The organism is Arthrobacter sp. HLT1-20, from assembly GCF_054510895.1.
Genome location: NZ_JBTNDR010000012.1, coordinates 72102 through 87822 on the forward strand (window position 1 = coordinate 72102; position 15721 = coordinate 87822).

The 15721-nt window shown below is 64.2% G+C and carries 14 protein-coding genes; 7 read left to right on the forward strand and 7 right to left on the reverse strand.

The features are described 5' to 3' along the window. Window positions 1-7 precede the first annotated feature (7 nt). Window positions 8-1342, forward strand: a complete 1335-nt coding sequence (locus tag ACX80Q_RS08670; protein WP_459330126.1) for a DUF58 domain-containing protein — start codon at window positions 8-10, stop codon at window positions 1340-1342. After that, on the forward strand, window positions 1339-3711 hold the full coding sequence (locus tag ACX80Q_RS08675) for a transglutaminase TgpA family protein (RefSeq protein WP_459330127.1): 2373 nt from the start codon (window positions 1339-1341) through the stop codon (window positions 3709-3711). The genes ACX80Q_RS08670 and ACX80Q_RS08675 overlap by 4 nt, the downstream gene beginning before the upstream one ends. 95 nt (window positions 3712-3806) lie before the next feature. On the opposite strand, the gene ACX80Q_RS08680 is transcribed toward ACX80Q_RS08675, so the two are convergent. Continuing rightward, entirely contained in the window at window positions 3807-5303 is a 1497-nt protein-coding gene (locus tag ACX80Q_RS08680) for an NAD-dependent succinate-semialdehyde dehydrogenase (RefSeq protein ID WP_459330128.1), read from the reverse strand. 329 nt (window positions 5304-5632) lie between these two features. Beyond that, on the reverse strand, window positions 5633-6490 hold the full coding sequence (gene rsmI, locus ACX80Q_RS08685; protein ID WP_459330156.1) for a 16S rRNA (cytidine(1402)-2'-O)-methyltransferase: 858 nt from the start codon (window positions 6488-6490) through the stop codon (window positions 5633-5635). Between the two features lie 172 nt (window positions 6491-6662). Between rsmI and ACX80Q_RS08690 the strand changes: the two genes are divergently transcribed. Next, window positions 6663-8384, forward strand: coding sequence for a dolichyl-phosphate-mannose--protein mannosyltransferase (locus tag ACX80Q_RS08690; RefSeq protein WP_459330157.1), 1722 nt, complete (start codon window positions 6663-6665; stop codon window positions 8382-8384). A 189-nt stretch (window positions 8385-8573) separates the two neighbouring features. Here ACX80Q_RS08690 and ACX80Q_RS08695 read toward each other — a convergent pair whose 3' ends face one another. From ACX80Q_RS08695 to ACX80Q_RS08705, 3 genes are all read right to left on the reverse strand, one after another. Beyond that, entirely contained in the window at window positions 8574-9710 is a 1137-nt protein-coding gene (locus ACX80Q_RS08695) for a TIGR01906 family membrane protein (RefSeq protein WP_459330129.1), read from the reverse strand. Window positions 9711-9807: 97 nt separating this feature from the next. After that, a complete protein-coding gene (locus ACX80Q_RS08700) occupies window positions 9808-10695 on the reverse strand; it encodes an SGNH/GDSL hydrolase family protein (RefSeq protein WP_459330130.1) in 888 nt (295 codons plus the stop codon). Between the two features lie 135 nt (window positions 10696-10830). Continuing rightward, window positions 10831-11823 carry a stage II sporulation protein M gene (locus tag ACX80Q_RS08705; protein WP_459330131.1) on the reverse strand — a complete coding sequence of 331 codons (993 nt, stop codon included), beginning with the start codon at window positions 11821-11823 and terminating at the stop codon, window positions 10831-10833. Window positions 11824-11901: 78 nt separating this feature from the next. On the opposite strand from ACX80Q_RS08705, the gene ACX80Q_RS08710 reads away from it, so the two are divergent. Then, window positions 11902-12714, forward strand: a complete 813-nt coding sequence (locus ACX80Q_RS08710; protein ID WP_459330132.1) for an RDD family protein — start codon at window positions 11902-11904, stop codon at window positions 12712-12714. Window positions 12715-12759: 45 nt separating this feature from the next. Here ACX80Q_RS08710 and ACX80Q_RS08715 read toward each other — a convergent pair whose 3' ends face one another. Together ACX80Q_RS08715 and ACX80Q_RS08720 are read right to left on the reverse strand one after the other, a co-directional pair. Further along, a complete protein-coding gene (locus ACX80Q_RS08715; protein ID WP_459330133.1) occupies window positions 12760-12978 on the reverse strand; it encodes a helix-turn-helix domain-containing protein in 219 nt (72 codons plus the stop codon). A gap of 227 nt (window positions 12979-13205) precedes the next feature. Beyond that, window positions 13206-13451: a hypothetical protein gene (locus ACX80Q_RS08720; RefSeq protein WP_459330134.1), complete on the reverse strand. Its 246-nt coding sequence runs from the start codon at window positions 13449-13451 to the stop codon at window positions 13206-13208. A 519-nt stretch (window positions 13452-13970) separates the two neighbouring features. Between ACX80Q_RS08720 and ACX80Q_RS08725 the strand changes: the two genes are divergently transcribed. From ACX80Q_RS08725 to ACX80Q_RS08735, 3 genes are all read left to right on the forward strand, one after another. Continuing rightward, window positions 13971-14171 (forward strand): Flp family type IVb pilin, encoded by a 201-nt coding sequence (locus ACX80Q_RS08725; protein ID WP_459330135.1) that lies wholly within the window; start codon window positions 13971-13973, stop codon window positions 14169-14171. Window positions 14172-14290: 119 nt separating this feature from the next. Further along, window positions 14291-14698: a TadE family protein gene (locus ACX80Q_RS08730; RefSeq protein ID WP_459330136.1), complete on the forward strand. Its 408-nt coding sequence runs from the start codon at window positions 14291-14293 to the stop codon at window positions 14696-14698. Then, window positions 14686-15711 (forward strand): pilus assembly protein TadG-related protein, encoded by a 1026-nt coding sequence (locus tag ACX80Q_RS08735; protein WP_459330137.1) that lies wholly within the window; start codon window positions 14686-14688, stop codon window positions 15709-15711. The genes ACX80Q_RS08730 and ACX80Q_RS08735 overlap by 13 nt, the downstream gene beginning before the upstream one ends. Window positions 15712-15721: the final 10 nt, after the last annotated feature.

The window sequence follows — 15721 nt, forward strand, 5'->3', positions numbered from 1 at the left end:
AGCCCCAGTGTTTGCGCTACGTCCCTTGCGGCCCCGCGGCTGGTTGTTGGTCATTTTTGGCGTCCTGGCGCTGCTGCTGGCCGCATATTTTGGCCGGCGCGACCTCTTGCTGGTGGCAGTGTTTTGCTTCCTGCTGCCGGTGGCGGCCTGCCTGGGCATTTACGCCATCCGGCCCGGCCTGAGCGTGCAGCGCCGGATCTCCCCGTCCCTGGCCCAGGTGGGTCTGGGCGTCAGCGTGACATTGGAGGTGCGCGGCAGCAATCCAGGCGGGTCGCGGATCCGCTTGGTGGAATCGGTGCCGCCTGGTTTTTACGGCTCCCGGCCCTTCACCTTTCCCCAGCCCGTGGTCCCGCACGGACGGTTGAGCCGCTACCACTATGAGCTGCACCCGCGCCACCGCGGCGTGTTCACCCTCGGCCCGTTGAAGGGGCACTTCACCGACCCGTTTGATGTGGCGTTTGCCCAGCGAACCCTCGGCACCGGGGACCGTCTCACGGTTGCCCCGGCGGCCGTGGAGCTACCGGCCATTTCGCTGGGAGATTCACGCGGCAATGACGGCTCCCAGGTGAGCCGCTCCCCTGCCCATGCCAGCCACGACGACGCCATGGCCCGTGAATACCGTCAGGGGGATCCGCTGCGCCGGGTGCACTGGCCCGTCACAGCCAGGGCCGGCAAGCTCATGGTCCGCGCCGAAGAGGCTGTCACCACACCCGAGGCCGCCCTGATCCTCGACCAGCGCCCGGGCGCATACGGCCCGGTGCTGGCGGCCAACCCCGGCGAGGCCGACTCGTCAGGCTCCTTGCGGACCACGGCACTTTTTGAAACGGCCGTGGTGGCAGCCGTCTCCGTGGCCGCCCACCTGCTGGAGCGCGGGTACACCATGCGCATCCTCGACCAGCTGGGCCAGCCTGCCTTCAACGCCTCACCGTCCGCGGCCAACCCGGAGCAGGAGGACTTTGCCGGGCCCACAGCCGCCCTTGAGGTCTCGGCCGCCCTGGCCGCCCTCGAACTGGCCGGGGCCCAACCCGCGCCGCTGCCCCACCGCGAACCCTTCGCCGAGCCGCTCGCCCACAAATTGCTGCAGTCCCGGCGCCGTGGCCCGCTCGTTGCCATCACGGGCACGCTCAGCGCCCAGGAGGCCCTGCTGCTCGCAGGCGCGTCCGAACAGTCGGCCGGCGCCTACGCCCTGGTGCTCTGCCGGGACAGGGCCGACGCCGCCGAAGCCCTGGAAATCCTGCACCGAGCGGGTTGGCAGGCCGCCGCCCTGACCCACAACTCCCCCATGGCAGATGCCTGGGCCCAGCTGGAATCAACCCCAACGCATTTGGGCGGTGGGCGATGAGCCGTGTGGAGAGTGGCAGGGCAACACCCGGGCACGACGCCGGCCAGACAGGCCCCAGCGCGCCGGCACCCAGGCGCCTGGGCACGCCCCAGACGGGGCCGGCGCGCTGGGTTTTGGCGTTCGCTGTCTTTGCCGCCGTCATGGGGACCTCACTGAGCTTGCGCGGGTTGGTGGTGGATTTCAGCTGGTTCCCGCCGGCGGCACTGGTGGTGGCGTGTACCCTGTTTTTCCCCGCCTTGTTGCGCCGCTACCTGCCGCTGAGTCCCTTCGCACCAGTGGGGGCGTTGCTGGGTTGGTTCCTGGGACTGACACTGGTGTTCTTTCCCGGAACGGCACTGCTGGGGTTTTTGCCCACCCCCGCCACGGTGGGCGCAGCCCTGGAACTGGCCTCACGCGCGTCGACCTTGATCATGACCAACACGGCACCTGTTCCGTCGGCGCCGGCCATTTTCTTCCTGATCTGCGCGGGGCTGGGTTTTGCCGCGCTGCTCATTGACACGGTTGCCATCACCGTGGCCATGCCCGCGGCCAGCGCCCTGGGGCTGGTACTGATCATGCTACCGGCGGCGCTGACCACTAGGGCGGGCGTTGGCACCCTTGGCTTTGTGGCAGCCGGGGCCGGTTTCCTGCTGGTCCTGGGCTGTTGCAACTGGTACGCCCCCGAAGGAAAAATCCGCTCGGGCAGCATTGTGCAGCCCACCGGGATCCTGTCCCGGGCCATGGCCTTGGGCGCGGCCGTGATGCTGCTGACAGCCCTGCTGCCGGCCGCCATCCCGGGCTTCACCCAGGGCTCGTTCCCGCAAGGCTCGCGGCTCAACGGACCCTCTGGTGTTTCCGAACTCGATCCGATGATCTCCCTCGGGGCGAATCTGCGCCAGCAGTCCAATCAGGTGGCACTTTCTTATTTGAGCAACACCTCCAGTGCCCAATACTTGCGCCTGAGCACCCTGGAAGACTTCACCGGCAAGACCTGGCAGCCGGCACCAGTTGACCGCAGCCTCCCACCGGGACTGACCCAGCTGGCCCCCGCACCCAGTGCCGCGGACTCGGTGCCCTCCACCGAAACTCTGACTGTCCTTTCCACCCCCAGCCTTGCCAGCGAATGGCTGCCGGCCCCGCTCTCCGCGACGGAGGTGACGGGCCTCAACGGCAGCTGGTTGTGGGATCCCGCCCGGCAAACCATCAGGAGCAGCACCTCCAGCACAGCCGGGCAGCGTTACACAGTGCGCAGCAAGACGCCGCAGCTGACCCGGTCGGTGCTCGCCACCGCCACGGCAGCACCACGCCCCGAACTGGACCCCATTTTTACTTCGCTGCCACCGAACGTGCCGGCCATCGTTGGCACCACGGCCAGGAACGTGGCAGGACAGCAGCCCACCCCCTACGCCCAGGCAGTGGCGCTGCAGGATTATCTGCGCTCCGGCGCCTTCACCTACAGCCTGGACACCCCCGTCCAGGACGGCTACGACGGTTCCGGCATGGACGTGCTGGCCAAGTTCCTAGACGTCAAAAGCGGTTACTGCATTCACTTCTCCGCCGCCATGGCCGTCATGGCCCGTGAGCTGGGCATCCCCTCACGCATTGCCGTGGGCTACGCTCCGGGCAGTTCCACCTCAGCGCGCGGCGAGCTGGAGGGCCAGGCCCTGAACGGTTTCCAGGCCACAGGGCGGGACGCGCATGCGTGGACCGAACTGTACTTCCAGGGCTTGGGCTGGGTTCCCTTCGAGCCAACCCCTTCACGCGGCCTGGTGCCCGACTACACCCGAGACACCACCGCAGCAACCCCGCAAGCCAGCGCCGGACCCACAGCTGCCACCTCGGCGGACCCAACGTCCACTGACACCGCAACAGCTACTGCCACCGCCGCGGTGGCGGGAGGGGCATCCTCGGGATCCAACCGCGGGACGCTGGTGACTGGTGTTTCCGTGGCAGTCCTGCTGTTGCTGGCCACGCCCGCGCTGGCCCGGATGCTGGTTCGACGCCGGCGCCTGGGCCAGGTGGGCGGCTCACGGGGTTCGGGTCTGGGCATTGGTGGCTTGGATGGCAGGGGCGCTGCGCTTGTGGCGTGGCGTGAATTGGTGGCGACGGCCGTGGACTACGGCTACGACTACGACCCCGCCCTGACCCCGGCCCGCCATGCCGAAAGGATCTCCCGGCTGCTGGGGCGCAGCAACCCGGCCGGTTTGGCCCTGGTGTTGCGCTCCTACGAACAGGCCGCGTACGGCAAGGCAGGCAGTAGCGCCGAGCCGGGCAATGAGGAGCTGGCCGCTGCCCTGCAGACGCTGATTGTTCGTCTGAAAACCGCTGCGACCCCGTGGCAACGGTTGCGGGCAACGCTCCTGCCGCCGTCGTTCCTCACCCGCCCCTAACCTTAAAATGCCAACTGACCCGCAGAAAACGGCGAAAATACACGGTTTTACCGTGATTTTCGCCGTTTTCTGCGGGTCAGTTGGCGGGGGTGGGGTTAGGCGTTGTTCGGGTTCGGGAAGCCGATGTACTGGGTGTACTGGTATTCCTCGATGCCCTCCAGGCTGCCTTCACGGCCCAGGCCGGACTGCTTCACGCCGCCAAACGGGGCAGCCGCGTTGGAGATGACGCCGGCGTTCAGGCCCATCATGCCCGTCTCGATCCGGTTGGCCATGCGCAGGCCGCGGTTGTGGTCCTTGGTGAACATATAAGCCACCAGGCCGTATTCGGTGTCGTTGGCCAGGGCTACGGCTTCGTCCTCGTTCTTGAACGTGACGATGGGGGCCACCGGGCCAAAGATCTCCTCGCTGAGGATGCGTGAGCCGGGCTCAACCCCCTGCAGGACTGTGGGCTGGTAGAAGTAGCCGGGGCCTTCGGCGTGGGCGCCGCCGGTGATGGCACGGGCGCCGTCGGCCAGGGCGTCGGTCACCAGGGAGTGAACCTTGTCGCGGCTCTTGGCATCGATCAACGGGCCCAGCTTGGTGGCCGGATCGGTGCCGCGGCCGGTGGTCATGGCACCCATCTTGGCAGCGAACTTGGTGGCGAATTCGTCGGCGACGGATTCGTGCACCAGGAAGCGGTTCGCGGCTGTGCAAGCTTCGCCCATGTTCCGCAACTTGGCGGCCATGGCACCGTCCACGGCTGCATCGATGTCAGCGTCCTCGAAGACCAGGAACGGGGCGTTGCCGCCAAGCTCCATGGAGGTGCGCAGCACGTTGGTGGAGGCATCGGCCAGCAGGCGGCGGCCCACAGGTGTGGAACCCGTGAAGGAAAGCTTGCGCAGGCGGGTGTCCTGGATCAGCGGTCCGGTGACGTCGCCGGCCTTGGTGGTGGAAACCACGTTCAGCACGCCTGCCGGCAGACCGGCCTCCATCATGACCTGAGCGAACAGGTGGCTCGTGAGGGGTGTCAGGTTGGCCGGCTTGAGCACCATGGTGCAACCCGCCGCGATGGCCGGGGCAATCTTGCGGGTTGCCATGGCCAGCGGGAAGTTCCAGGGGGTGATCAGCAGGCAGGGGCCAACCGGCTTCTTCTGCACCAGGATCTGGGCAGTACCTTCCGGGTTGGTTGAGTAGCGGCCAAAGGAGCGGACAGCTTCCTCGGAGAACCAGCGCAGGAATTCAGCACCGTAGGCCACTTCGCCACGGGCTTCAGCCAGCGGCTTGCCCATTTCCAGTGTCATGAGCAGGGCAAAGTCCTCGGCGCGGGCCGTGACCAGCTCGAAGCCGCGGCGCAGGATCTCGGCGCGGACGCGAGGTGCCGTGGCGGCCCATTCCTCCTGGACGGCGACGGCGGCGTCCAGGGCTGCGGCGCCGTCTTCGGCCCCGGCGTCGGCAATCTCAAGAAGAACGTTTCCGGTGGAGGGGTCCTCAACCTTGAACGTCTTCCCCGAGGCTGAACTGCGCCATTGACCATTGATCAGCAGTCCTGTGGGAACGCTTGCCAGCAAAGCACTTTCGCGCTCAGTAAGTTCGGTGGCAGCTGTCACGGTCATGATGACTCCTTAGTTGCTTGGACGACTGTATCGAGGGCCGATGTGTCGTGTGCTTTTGCATGGCCTCCGACGCTTGGCCGGGCCGGATTCATTCCGGCTCGGCGCAGGCAATGCAGCGGTCCACTGTGCTTTAGTTCACGGTAGTTCTCAGCTGATAAAAGTGTCTACGCATGTACGCACTACCAACAGTGCATTCGCTGTGCATTTGTACAACAGAAGGGCAGCGCCGGGTTGGGAACCTAAGAAATTATGCGCAAAACCCGCCCCGGGTTCAACGCATGAGTGTCTATGCGCGGAACTCGGCACAGGTTCGGTGCATAAATTCAGGATCAGCCGCGGGCGGCGAGCACGGCGCTGTACAGTTCACGCTTGCTGACGTGGACGTCGTGCGCAATGACGGCCACGGCCTCCTTCATGCGCATGCCCTGGGACATGAGCTCATTGACGGCAGCAACATGGTCCTCGGGGGTGCCGGGAGCCTTGTCCGGGGAACCGGCCACCACAATGGCGATCTCGCCGCGGATCTGGGTTGTCTCGGCCCACTCCAACAGTCCGGACAGCGGTTTGCGGACTACTTCCTCGTACGTCTTGGTCAGCTCGCGGCACACGGCGCCGGCCCGGGCGGGGCCAAAGGCAGTGTGCAGGGCGCGCAGCATGGCTTCGAGGCGGTGCGGGGCCTCAAAGAACACCATGGTTCGCTTTTCCACGGCAAGGTCATGCAGGCGGCTGGCGCGTTCGCCGGACTTGCGCGGCAGGAAACCCTCAAAGCAGAACCTGTCCGTGGGTAGCCCCGACAACGCCAATGCTGTCAGCACGGCCGAAGGCCCGGGCGCCGCGGTCACGCGAACGCCGGCCTCAACGGCTGCGGCCACCAGGCGGAAGCCGGGGTCGGAGACGGAGGGCATACCGGCGTCGGTCACCATGAGGAGCACCTTGCCGGACTGGACCTGGGTGAGCAGTTCGGCGGTCTTGGTGGCCTCGTTGTGCTCGTGGTAGCTGATGACCTGCCCACCCACCTTGACGTTGAGGCTGGTGACCAGGCGGTGCAGTCGGCGGGTGTCCTCGGCCGCAACAATGTCCGCAGCCCCCAACCAGGCGATCAGGCGGGCAGAGGCGTCGCCCATGTTTCCAATGGGCGTTGCAGCCAAAATAATGTAGCCCTCCCCCTCACGCACGGGAGGCGCCATGGACGTGTCAAGGGCTTCCTCGGCCAAGGGGGCGCCGTCTTCGTCAATATCTACTGCTTCTGCATCTTCGTTGCCGGCGTTTTGGCCAAAGTCATCTTCCATGACACCAGCGTAGTGCGCCACAGCATCAGCGGCCCACTTGGGTAGCATTGGCAGGGTGCAATCCCAAGCTATGGATACCGCCCCGGCGGCCCCGGACCTCCCTGCCCACGATGAGCCGCCCGCGCCGAACCCCGGCGACGGCGGGGCCCCGGCCGAGCCCGTAAAGGCGCCCTCGGCTGACCCCGTCAAAGGCTGGCTGCGTGATCCGGCACGCGCGTTCACGGAATCAAGTTTGCGGGCAAGGCTTCTGGGAGCACGCCGGCCAGCCGCTCCGGTCAATGTGCGCCTCTGGTTTTGGCTGGCACCGGCACTGACCGCCGTGGTTGCCGGCCTGTTGCGGTTCATCCGCCTGGGCCAGCCGCCGTCGCTGGTCTTTGATGAGACCTACTACATCAAGGATGCCTACAGCTATTTGCAGAGCGGCTATGAGCGCAATTGGGCGGAGAAGGCCAACGACCTCTTCAACCAGGGCATCTTCACTAGCTTGGAAAACACGGCCGAGTATGTGGTGCACCCGCCGGTGGGCAAGTGGATGATCGCCTTCGGCATGTGGATTTTTGGCCCCGACAGCACCTTCGGCTGGCGGTTCACGGCCGCCCTGGTGGGCACGCTTTCGGTGTTCCTGATCGCCCTGATCGCCCAGAAAATGTTCGGCTCAACCATTTTGGGCGCCATGGCCGGGCTCCTGTTTGCTGTTGACGGCCACGCCATTGTGCAGTCGCGGACCTCGCTGCTGGATATTTTTGTCATGTTCTTTGCCCTGCTGGCCTTTGGCGCGGTCATCATGGACAGGGATGATGGACGACGCCGGCTGGCGGCAAGGCTCGCAGCCCTCGCCGGCCCCGATGGCCGGGTTCCGGCCAAGGAACTGCTGTACGGGCCCTGGCTGGGGATCCGCTGGTGGCGCCTGGCCGCGGGCATTGCGCTGGGCCTGTGCATCGGCACCAAATGGTCCGGCCTGTTCTTCCTGGCCGCCTTTGGCCTGATGAGCGTCATCTGGGACATGAACGCCCGCCGCATTGCCGGCATCAAGTACTGGATCCTGGGCGCCGTCTGGAAGGACGGGATCGTGGCGTTCGTCAGCATGGTTCCGGTTGCTGCCCTGACGTACCTTGCCACCTGGACCGGCTGGTTTCTGTCCAAGGACGCGTACGACAGAAACTGGGGGGCTGAGAATCCTTCCAGCACTTGGGGCTGGATCCCGGACTCCCTGCGCTCCCTGTGGCATTATCACTCCACGGCGTACAACTTCCATACCGGTTTGGGGTCCGACCACCCGTACAAGTCCAACGCCTGGTCCTGGCTGGTCATGGGCCGGCCCACCTCCTTCTACGTGCAGAACTACGAGGCAGGCCAGGCCGGCTGCGCCGCGGAGAAGTGCACGGCCGCCATCACCAGCGTGGGCAACCCGCTCATCTGGTGGGGCGGCACCCTGGCCATCCTGTTCCTGATTGGCTACTGGATTGCCAAGCGCGACTGGCGTGCCGGTGCCATTCTGGCCGGTTTTGCCGCCGGCTTCCTGCCGTGGATCTTCTACCCCACCCGCACCATCTTCTTCTTCTACGCGATCGCCTACGAGCCCTTCATCATCCTGGCCATGGTGCTGGTCCTGGGGCTGATCCTGGGCAAGGTGGGCGATCCGCCGTGGCGCCGTCAGCAAGGGGCCGTGATTGTGGGGATCTTCCTGGCCCTGGTGGTTGCGGTCAGCGCCTACTTCTACCCGCTCTGGGCCGGGGAAATCATCTCCCAGGACTATTGGCGCCAACATATGTGGCTCCCCAGCTGGATCTAATCCCCACGCCCTCCCCAACCTCGCAAGCTCGGCCGGGGCCCCTCGGGCGCGTGGGCCCATCCACCGCCCCCCTAGCCTCGCAAGCTCGGCCGGGGCCCCTCGGGCGCGTGGGCCCATCCACCGCCTTTAAAGTACGACGGCGCCCAAGCCGGGCGCCGTCGTACTTTCGTTTTAATGCCCCACGCTGGCTCAGGCTGCGCGGCGCCCCGGCCGTTGTGCGGCCGCCACGGCTTGGCGGCGGTCCTTGGTGGGCCAGGTGAAGGCCAGCGTCAGGGAGGAAACAATGAGCACAAACGCGCCGATGAAGATGCCCGAATCCATCCAGAACTGGCTGGGGAAGAGCCTGATCAGGGTGTCGTCGGTGTAGAACGTCCAGGTCCCGTCGGCAAAGAAGATCTTGTGGAATTCGGTGAAGAACGCTTCCCAGCCCGTTACGGCAAAGATGCCCAGGCCCACAATGAGCGCAAGGGTGGCGATGGAGCCGGCAAACAGGGCCCTGCGGATCCCGCCGAAGCTCCTCTTGGCCAGGTAGATCATGCCGATTGCCATGACGATAGCCAGGACAAGCCCCACCAAAAACGCCATGACGATGACGCCCTTGACGTCCGCCATGTGGCCAACCTCCCGGGCTAGGAACAGCGGATCGCCGTTGGGCTGCACCAGATCGCCCAGGTACCGCGGCGGGGCAAAGTTCAACAGGTAGTCCACCGTGTGGGAGCCGTAGGTGGTCCTGTCCTCGGTGCTGAAGCCAAAGGAATCGGCGGGAAAGCCGGGGCGGTGGTATTCGACCCATAGGAACACCGATGTTGTGACCAGGCGGATGGAGAGCACCAGCAGGACAATGGGGTAGAACGCGGCAATCAGCACCTGGAACACGCGGGTCAGCACAGGCTTGGTGTTGGCCGCCTTCTCCCGGGCTGCCTGGCGCTTGGCCACTTCTTCCGCGGGCGGGCGCATCTGGATCATGGTGGTGGGGCTCGCCTCAACGTGCACGCCGGAGCTGTCCGCCGCAGGCTGGCTGTCGCCTGTGCCAGCCGGTGCTGCGTTGTCCAGTTCAGCGGCGATTTCCTCATCACTGGGCAGTTGGGGGAACCTGCCGGCAGGGCGCATGGGTTCGTTGTCCTCACCGGCGGCACCGGCTTCGAGCTTGATCCTGGCGGCGGAGGGTCCCGGACCGGCAGCCAGGCGGCGTGCGCCGGCCCGCTCGGGCGCGACACTTTTTTCCACTACGACGGCGTCCCGGTGGGGGTCCGCTGTCTTCCGCAACGGGGGCTGGCCCACAGCAGGGCTCTTGGCTGAGTCTGGGTGCTCTGGATTCTCGCTCACAAGACGAAAGAATACCGGCACGCCAGCATGGGCCGGGACTGCCACCCCGTGCCGATGCCAAACTGTCACCGGATCCTTAGGCTCCGTCCCCGCTGCGTCAATCCTGCGCTGGCGGGAGGCTGTTGCCGAACAGGGGCGCGGCCAGGGGCCGTTTCGGTTCAAAGCCCAGGCTGGGTGACTGTCGCTTGATGCCGCGCAGCACCCAGGGCACCAGGTATTCCCGTGCCCACAGAATGTCGTCAGTACGTGCCTCGCGCCAGCTCTTCTCGGGAAGCGGTTTTGGCGAGAGCGGCAGCAGCGAGTGCCGCACATTCAGGGTGTCCAGCACCATGATGGCCACCGCGTGGTGGCCCATGGCGGAGGGATGCAGCCTGTCCTTGCTCCACATGCGGGTGTCGTGCAGCTCGGTCATGGCCCACAGATCGGCAACCACGGCGTCGTGCCGGTCCGCGATGGTGCGCAGGTTCTCATTGTAGATGGCTATTTTGGTGCGAAACTGGCCCAGCACAGTGGACTTGCCCGAGTCTGGACCCACAAAGAGCACCACGCCGATGCCCTGGCCGCGCAGAACTTCCACAGCAGCTTCCATGATGCCGGCGAGTTTGTCCGGATCGGCGCCAGGGTGCAAGAGGTCGTTGCCGCCAGCCTGGAGGGAGACAAGGTCGGGGGCAAGGCGTACGGCCTGGCCAAGCTGAGTGTCCACCACCTGATGCAGCACCTGCCCGCGGACTGCCAGATTGGCATAGGCAAAGTCAGGCACCCCCACGCTGAGCTCCTCGGCCACCCGGTCCGCCCAGCCGCGGTAGCCGTCCGGGCTGCTGGGCTCCGGATCATCAATACCCTCACTGAACGAGTCCCCCATGGCCACGAACCGGCGCCAAGGGTGGGGCGGCTCGGCCTGCTCCGTTGAGGCCTGCTCCGTCACGGACTTCAGCGGCAGGGCATACGGCACGCCGTCCAGCCGGTTGCCGCGTTGCAAGTCCATACCCCCATAGTGCACCCATGACAGCGAATTGGCACGCGGTGAATTGGTGCGGCGCCAACTCACGGCGCCAATTCGCGCAGGCCCTTCGCGGGCAGCCAGCGCCGCACAGGCGCCTCCCTGTTGCGAAGCGGAAGTCTAGACTGAGCGGACGGAGGCTCCGGCGTCGTCCTCGGAAAGATCGCCCGACTCCCCCGCCAGCACGGCCCTGCGCCCTAAGATCAGGGTGTACGCCCAGTAGGCGGCGAGCACCAGGGCGCCGATGCTGATCTTGGCCCATACGGGCAGCGGGCTGGGGGTGACAAACGCTTCCACCAGTCCCGAGACAAACAGCACCAGCACCAGACCCACGGCGACCGTGATGAGGGAGCGGCCCTCGGCGGCCAGCGAGTCCAGCCGGGTGCGCGGGCCGGGGCTGACCCAGGACCAGAAGATGCGCAGGCCGGCGGCGGCGGCAATGAAGATGGCTGAGAGCTCCATGAGCCCGTGCGGGAGGATGTAGCTGAAGAAGACGTCGCCGCGGTCGTAGGCGAACATGACACCGGCGGTCATGCCAACGTTTTGGGCGTTCATGAAGATTTGGTAGGGGATGAAGACTCCCGTGACGCCGAACGCCACGCATTGGGCGGCGATCCAGGCGTTGTTGGTCCAGACGGCGCCGGCAAAGGACGCTGCAGGGTTTTCCGAGTAGTAGTTCACGAAGTCGTGGTCCACCAGTTGCTGCAATTGGCCGTCACTGCCCATGGCCGCCAATACGCCTGGGTTCCCCGCCGTCCACACGGCAAAGAGGGACGCGATGGCCACGAAGACGGCGCCAATGATGACTGTCAGCCAGCGCAGGCGGTAAAACGCTGCGGGCAGGGAAACCACAAAGAACTGGGCGGTGTCCACAAAAATGTTGGATCTGGCCCCCGTGAAGCGTGTGCGGGCCTGGGCCAGAATGGCCGACAACGACGCGGAGAGGGCGCTCTCCGCCGTGACCGAGCGGATCAGCGAGAGTTGTGCGGACACGCTTTGGTACAGCTCCAGCAGCTCGTCCGCCTCCGCCCCGCTCAGGCGCCGTTTCCGGGCAAGGGACTTCAACCGCTCCCATTGCGGGCGGTGCACGGCAGTAAAGGCATCCATGTCCATTGTGCCCAAGCATATAGGCCCCGCCGGGCGCAGTGAGGCATTGGCGGCGCCCCGGTGCGGGGTGGCTAGACTGTTCCCATGTCCGCGATCATCACCGGCGAAGCCGTTGTCCTTGAGCTGCGCCCCGCGTCTTTTGCCGCCCGCTCGGTGGGCACCGCCATCGATGTCCTGGCCACGCTGGTTGTGGCCGTGGGCCTTTTCCTGCTGCTGGGAGCCCTGCCGTTCACCCTTGATCCGGCAGCCTCGCGGGCCATTATCCTGCTGACGCTGGTCACGCTCTTTGTGATCGTCCCCATCACGGTGGAGACGCTGACTCGCGGGAAATCGCTGGGGAAGCTGGTTATGGGCTTGCGCATAGTGCGCGACGACGGCGGCTCCATCCGCTTCAGGCAAGCCTTGATTCGTGGGATCCTGGCGGTGCTGGAGATCTATATGACCTTGGGTTCCGTGGCGTGCCTGGTTTCCTTGTTCAACAGTAAGTCCAAGCGCCTAGGTGACATGCTTGCTGGCACCTATGCGATTAGGGACCGCGCCCCAGAGCCCAAGCCGTTGCAGGTTTTTGTGGCCCCGCCCCTGGCTCAGTGGGCCGCGGTGGCGGACATTGGCCGACTGCCGGACCCCTTGGCCCGGCGAATATCCCTGTTCCTGCGCCAGGGTGGCGCGATGGCGGCCGACTCTCGCTTTTCCCTGGCGGTGGAACTTGCCAGCGAGGCCAGTCACTACGTGGCGCCGCTGCCGGCGCCGGGCACTCCCCCTGACGTATTCCTGGCCGCCCTCATTGCCGAGCGCAGGGACCGCGAGTTTGAACGCATGAGTGCTGCAGCTCAGCGGGCCGCACAGGTGCGGGGGCAGCTGCAACGTTTTGGGGCGGGCGGCAAGCAGACTGACTGAGCAGTGCCATCGGCTGTCCGTCAGCCGGCGGGACACTGCCAGGTGCTATTCGGCGTCCGGCTCATCCTGAATGGTAGAGCGGTCAATGTAGGCGTCAAGTGCCGCCTGCGGCACTCTGTACAGGCGGCCAAAGCGGACGGCTTCAATTTCGTGGGTCTGCACTAATCGGTACACAGTCATCTTTGAGACGCGCAGTTGTTGAGCCACTTCATCAATGGTGAGGTAGTTCGATGATGATGGTTTGGGGGTTGACATCGAACTCATCCTTTCAGTCTCGGTGGTGCATGAGCGTGGGCTGCGGCGGGATCACCACAAGGCTCCTTGTCTCTCTAACCTCCAACGCTGATGAACTGCACATTAGTTCCCCAATCACCATAGGCGCAACAATTTATTTTTAACGTCTGACGTCTTGCCGAGCTTGATATTTATCATTGCATAAATCTTAAGTAAAAATTAGGGATAAATTCCTTGACTGTCAACCTATTTTTGTCCTAACCCAGAATGGGCGTAAGAATGCCCACCATTGCGGCCAGCACTCCCCTAATACTTTCTAGGATGGCGTACGAGCTTGCAGCCGGTTTGGCCATCGCTTTGCGACCGCGGCCTGGCGCTGAGTGCCCTGCACCGGATACTGCTGGCGCCCCGTCACCCTCGGCGGACGGCACGATTCCGGCCAGGATTGGTCCGCGGATGGCCGGATCGGCCGTGGTGTCCGAGACTTTTTCCAATCTTGGCAAATATTTTTCCCCGCGGATCCGCCATGCGTGGCCTCAAGCACCCGGTATCGCACGGCACTACTTGGTTTGTACTCGGGAGACCTCTCCGTGGGACTGATGGTACTGGATAGGTTCCCTGGGCTTGCTGTTTGTTCTGTGACTTTTGGTGCTCCTGTGATGGCCGGATTTGCAGGTCAAAATGGCCCCTTTGCGCTCAGGTCCGCCTCGTATCCACGTGCTCTTGAGGGCTTTGAGAGCGGCCCGCAGATACAGTGCACTGTGAAGCTAGTAAGGATTACCTAATCGGCGAAACTGAGTAATCAAACAAGTAGTAAGTAGCATTAAAAACAAGTGGTGAAATGCCAAACTGCGATAAAGCGAGTGTTGACCAACCATTGAACAACTCTGTATTCATTAGGTATCGAACTTCCAAGACCGCCTAACTGGGGGGCAGCGGAAATGTCGACATGTACTTATTGACAAGTACATAGCTTGGGAAAATTCAAAAGAATGCTTTTCAACTATTTCTAGGAGTACGCCATGTTGAAGTTCTTCGTTACCATGCAGACCCTGTTCATCGCCGGCACCGACCGCCTCAAGGGCGACAACGAGAAGGGTGCAACCGCCGTTGAGTACGGCATCATGGTGGCCCTCATCGCAGCCGTCATCGTCGTCGTCGTTGGCTTCGTCGGACAGGACGTCCTCCGAGCCTTCCAGACGGTCGATGGCGCTCTTCCGTGACCCCTGTTCCTCCGTGAATCCTGCCAAGCAGGCCTCAGCTGGCGGCCTTGGTTTCTGACCAAGGCCGCCAACTCCATTAATTGCACAAGTTTTCTTGACCACCCCTGGGGGAGCGTCGCATGAAAAACAAAGACAGCGAACGCGGTGCAGCAGCCGTCGAAGCAGCATTCATTTTGCCGGTCCTGCTGCTGCTACTCATGGGAATCATGGAATTTGGTTTCCTGTTCAACCAGCAGATCTCCGCCACCAATGCTGCGCGGGAGGGTGCCAGGAACGCAGCCATCCACTACGCGGACCCCGGCTATCCTGCCAGCGTCGCGACAGCGGCCACCGCTGCGGCACCCACACTCAATTTCGCCGGATCGCCGGCCATCAGCTACAGCTCAGGATCCGCCTGCGGTGCAGGGGTCAAGGTCACAGTCACAGTCACAGTCCAGCCGGGGTCCGCCCGTGGCTGGCTCATTGGTTTCATCCCGGGCAACGCGCCAGCCATTTACGGAGTAGGGGTCATGCAATGCGGCGGATAACTAGAGGCACCAAAACCGGCGGAACGCAGAATGAGCGGGGGGCAACGGCTGTCGTCACGGCCATCCTGATGGTGGTGCTGCTGGGCTTTGCCGCCATCTCCATCGACGTTGGGCTGCTGTACGCCAACCGGGCACAGTTGCAAAATGGCGCCGACGCCGCAGCCCTGGCCATTGCCAACAACTGTGCCAAGGGAAGCTGCGTGCAGGCTGCCAATGAAGGTATTGCCGCAGACCTGGCAAAAGTGAACTCCAATGACAAGTTGGCCAAGTTCAAGAGCGTCACCCGGCCCACAAGCAATAGCGTGACGGTTGTGGTCAGCAAGGATGCCGCCGGCGGCAACCCTGTGCAACTCGTCTTTGCGAACATCTTTGGCCAAAGCCAGTCGGATGTCAGCGCCGCCGCCACTGCGGCCTGGGGGCCACCAAAATCCGGCACCACGCTGCCCTGGACCTTTGGCAAGTGTGTCTTTGACCAAAGCCTGACCGCCGCACAAAAAACAGAGCTCGCGTCAACAGGAAATTTCACCGGCAATCCAAGCGACGCCCACATCTTGCTTCGCTCAGATACCAACGCCAACTATCCCGGCTGCACGGCCGCGCTTGGCTATGCAACAGGCGGCTTTGGATGGCTTGACCTTGAGGGCGGCAAATGCGAAGCCACCATCGATGTTGGCACCGGAGAGGCCGGCAGCAAGCCTGGAAACAGCATCGACAATCTCTGCAAGCCGCTGTTGGACGGCATGCTTGACGAGCCAGTCCTGATCCCCATCTTCTCCGCATCAAGTGACCAGGGCGGCCAACATGCCAAGTACACAATCTACGGATTCGCAGCGTTTCAGGTGACCGGGTGGAAGTTCAATCCGATGACCCATGCCGATCCAGCGGCACCGGCCTGCTCCGGCAATTGCAGGGGCTTCATGGGCTACTTCACCCGATTTGTTTCACTCGAGGAAGGCCTAACGGTGGGAACCGGGCCAAACCTTGGTGGATCCATATACCGACTCACCGACTAGATCTAAGGAG

Coding starts and splice junctions, on each gene's coding strand:
- ACX80Q_RS08675 (WP_459330127.1), top strand. CDS start 1,339: ATGAGCCGTGTGGAGAGTGGCAGGGCAACACCCGGGCACGACGCCGGC.
- ACX80Q_RS08680 (WP_459330128.1), bottom strand. CDS start 5,303: ATGACCGTGACAGCTGCCACCGAACTTACTGAGCGCGAAAGTGCTTTG.
- rsmI (WP_459330156.1), bottom strand. CDS start 6,490: ATGGCGCCTCCCGTGCGTGAGGGGGAGGGCTACATTATTTTGGCTGCA.
- ACX80Q_RS08690 (WP_459330157.1), top strand. CDS start 6,663: ATGGATACCGCCCCGGCGGCCCCGGACCTCCCTGCCCACGATGAGCCG.
- ACX80Q_RS08700 (WP_459330130.1), bottom strand. CDS start 10,695: ATGGACTTGCAACGCGGCAACCGGCTGGACGGCGTGCCGTATGCCCTG.
- ACX80Q_RS08705 (WP_459330131.1), bottom strand. CDS start 11,823: ATGGACATGGATGCCTTTACTGCCGTGCACCGCCCGCAATGGGAGCGG.
- ACX80Q_RS08710 (WP_459330132.1), top strand. CDS start 11,902: ATGTCCGCGATCATCACCGGCGAAGCCGTTGTCCTTGAGCTGCGCCCC.
- ACX80Q_RS08715 (WP_459330133.1), bottom strand. CDS start 12,978: ATGAGTTCGATGTCAACCCCCAAACCATCATCATCGAACTACCTCACC.
- ACX80Q_RS08725 (WP_459330135.1), top strand. CDS start 13,971: ATGTTGAAGTTCTTCGTTACCATGCAGACCCTGTTCATCGCCGGCACC.
- ACX80Q_RS08730 (WP_459330136.1), top strand. CDS start 14,291: ATGAAAAACAAAGACAGCGAACGCGGTGCAGCAGCCGTCGAAGCAGCA.
- ACX80Q_RS08735 (WP_459330137.1), top strand. CDS start 14,686: ATGCGGCGGATAACTAGAGGCACCAAAACCGGCGGAACGCAGAATGAG.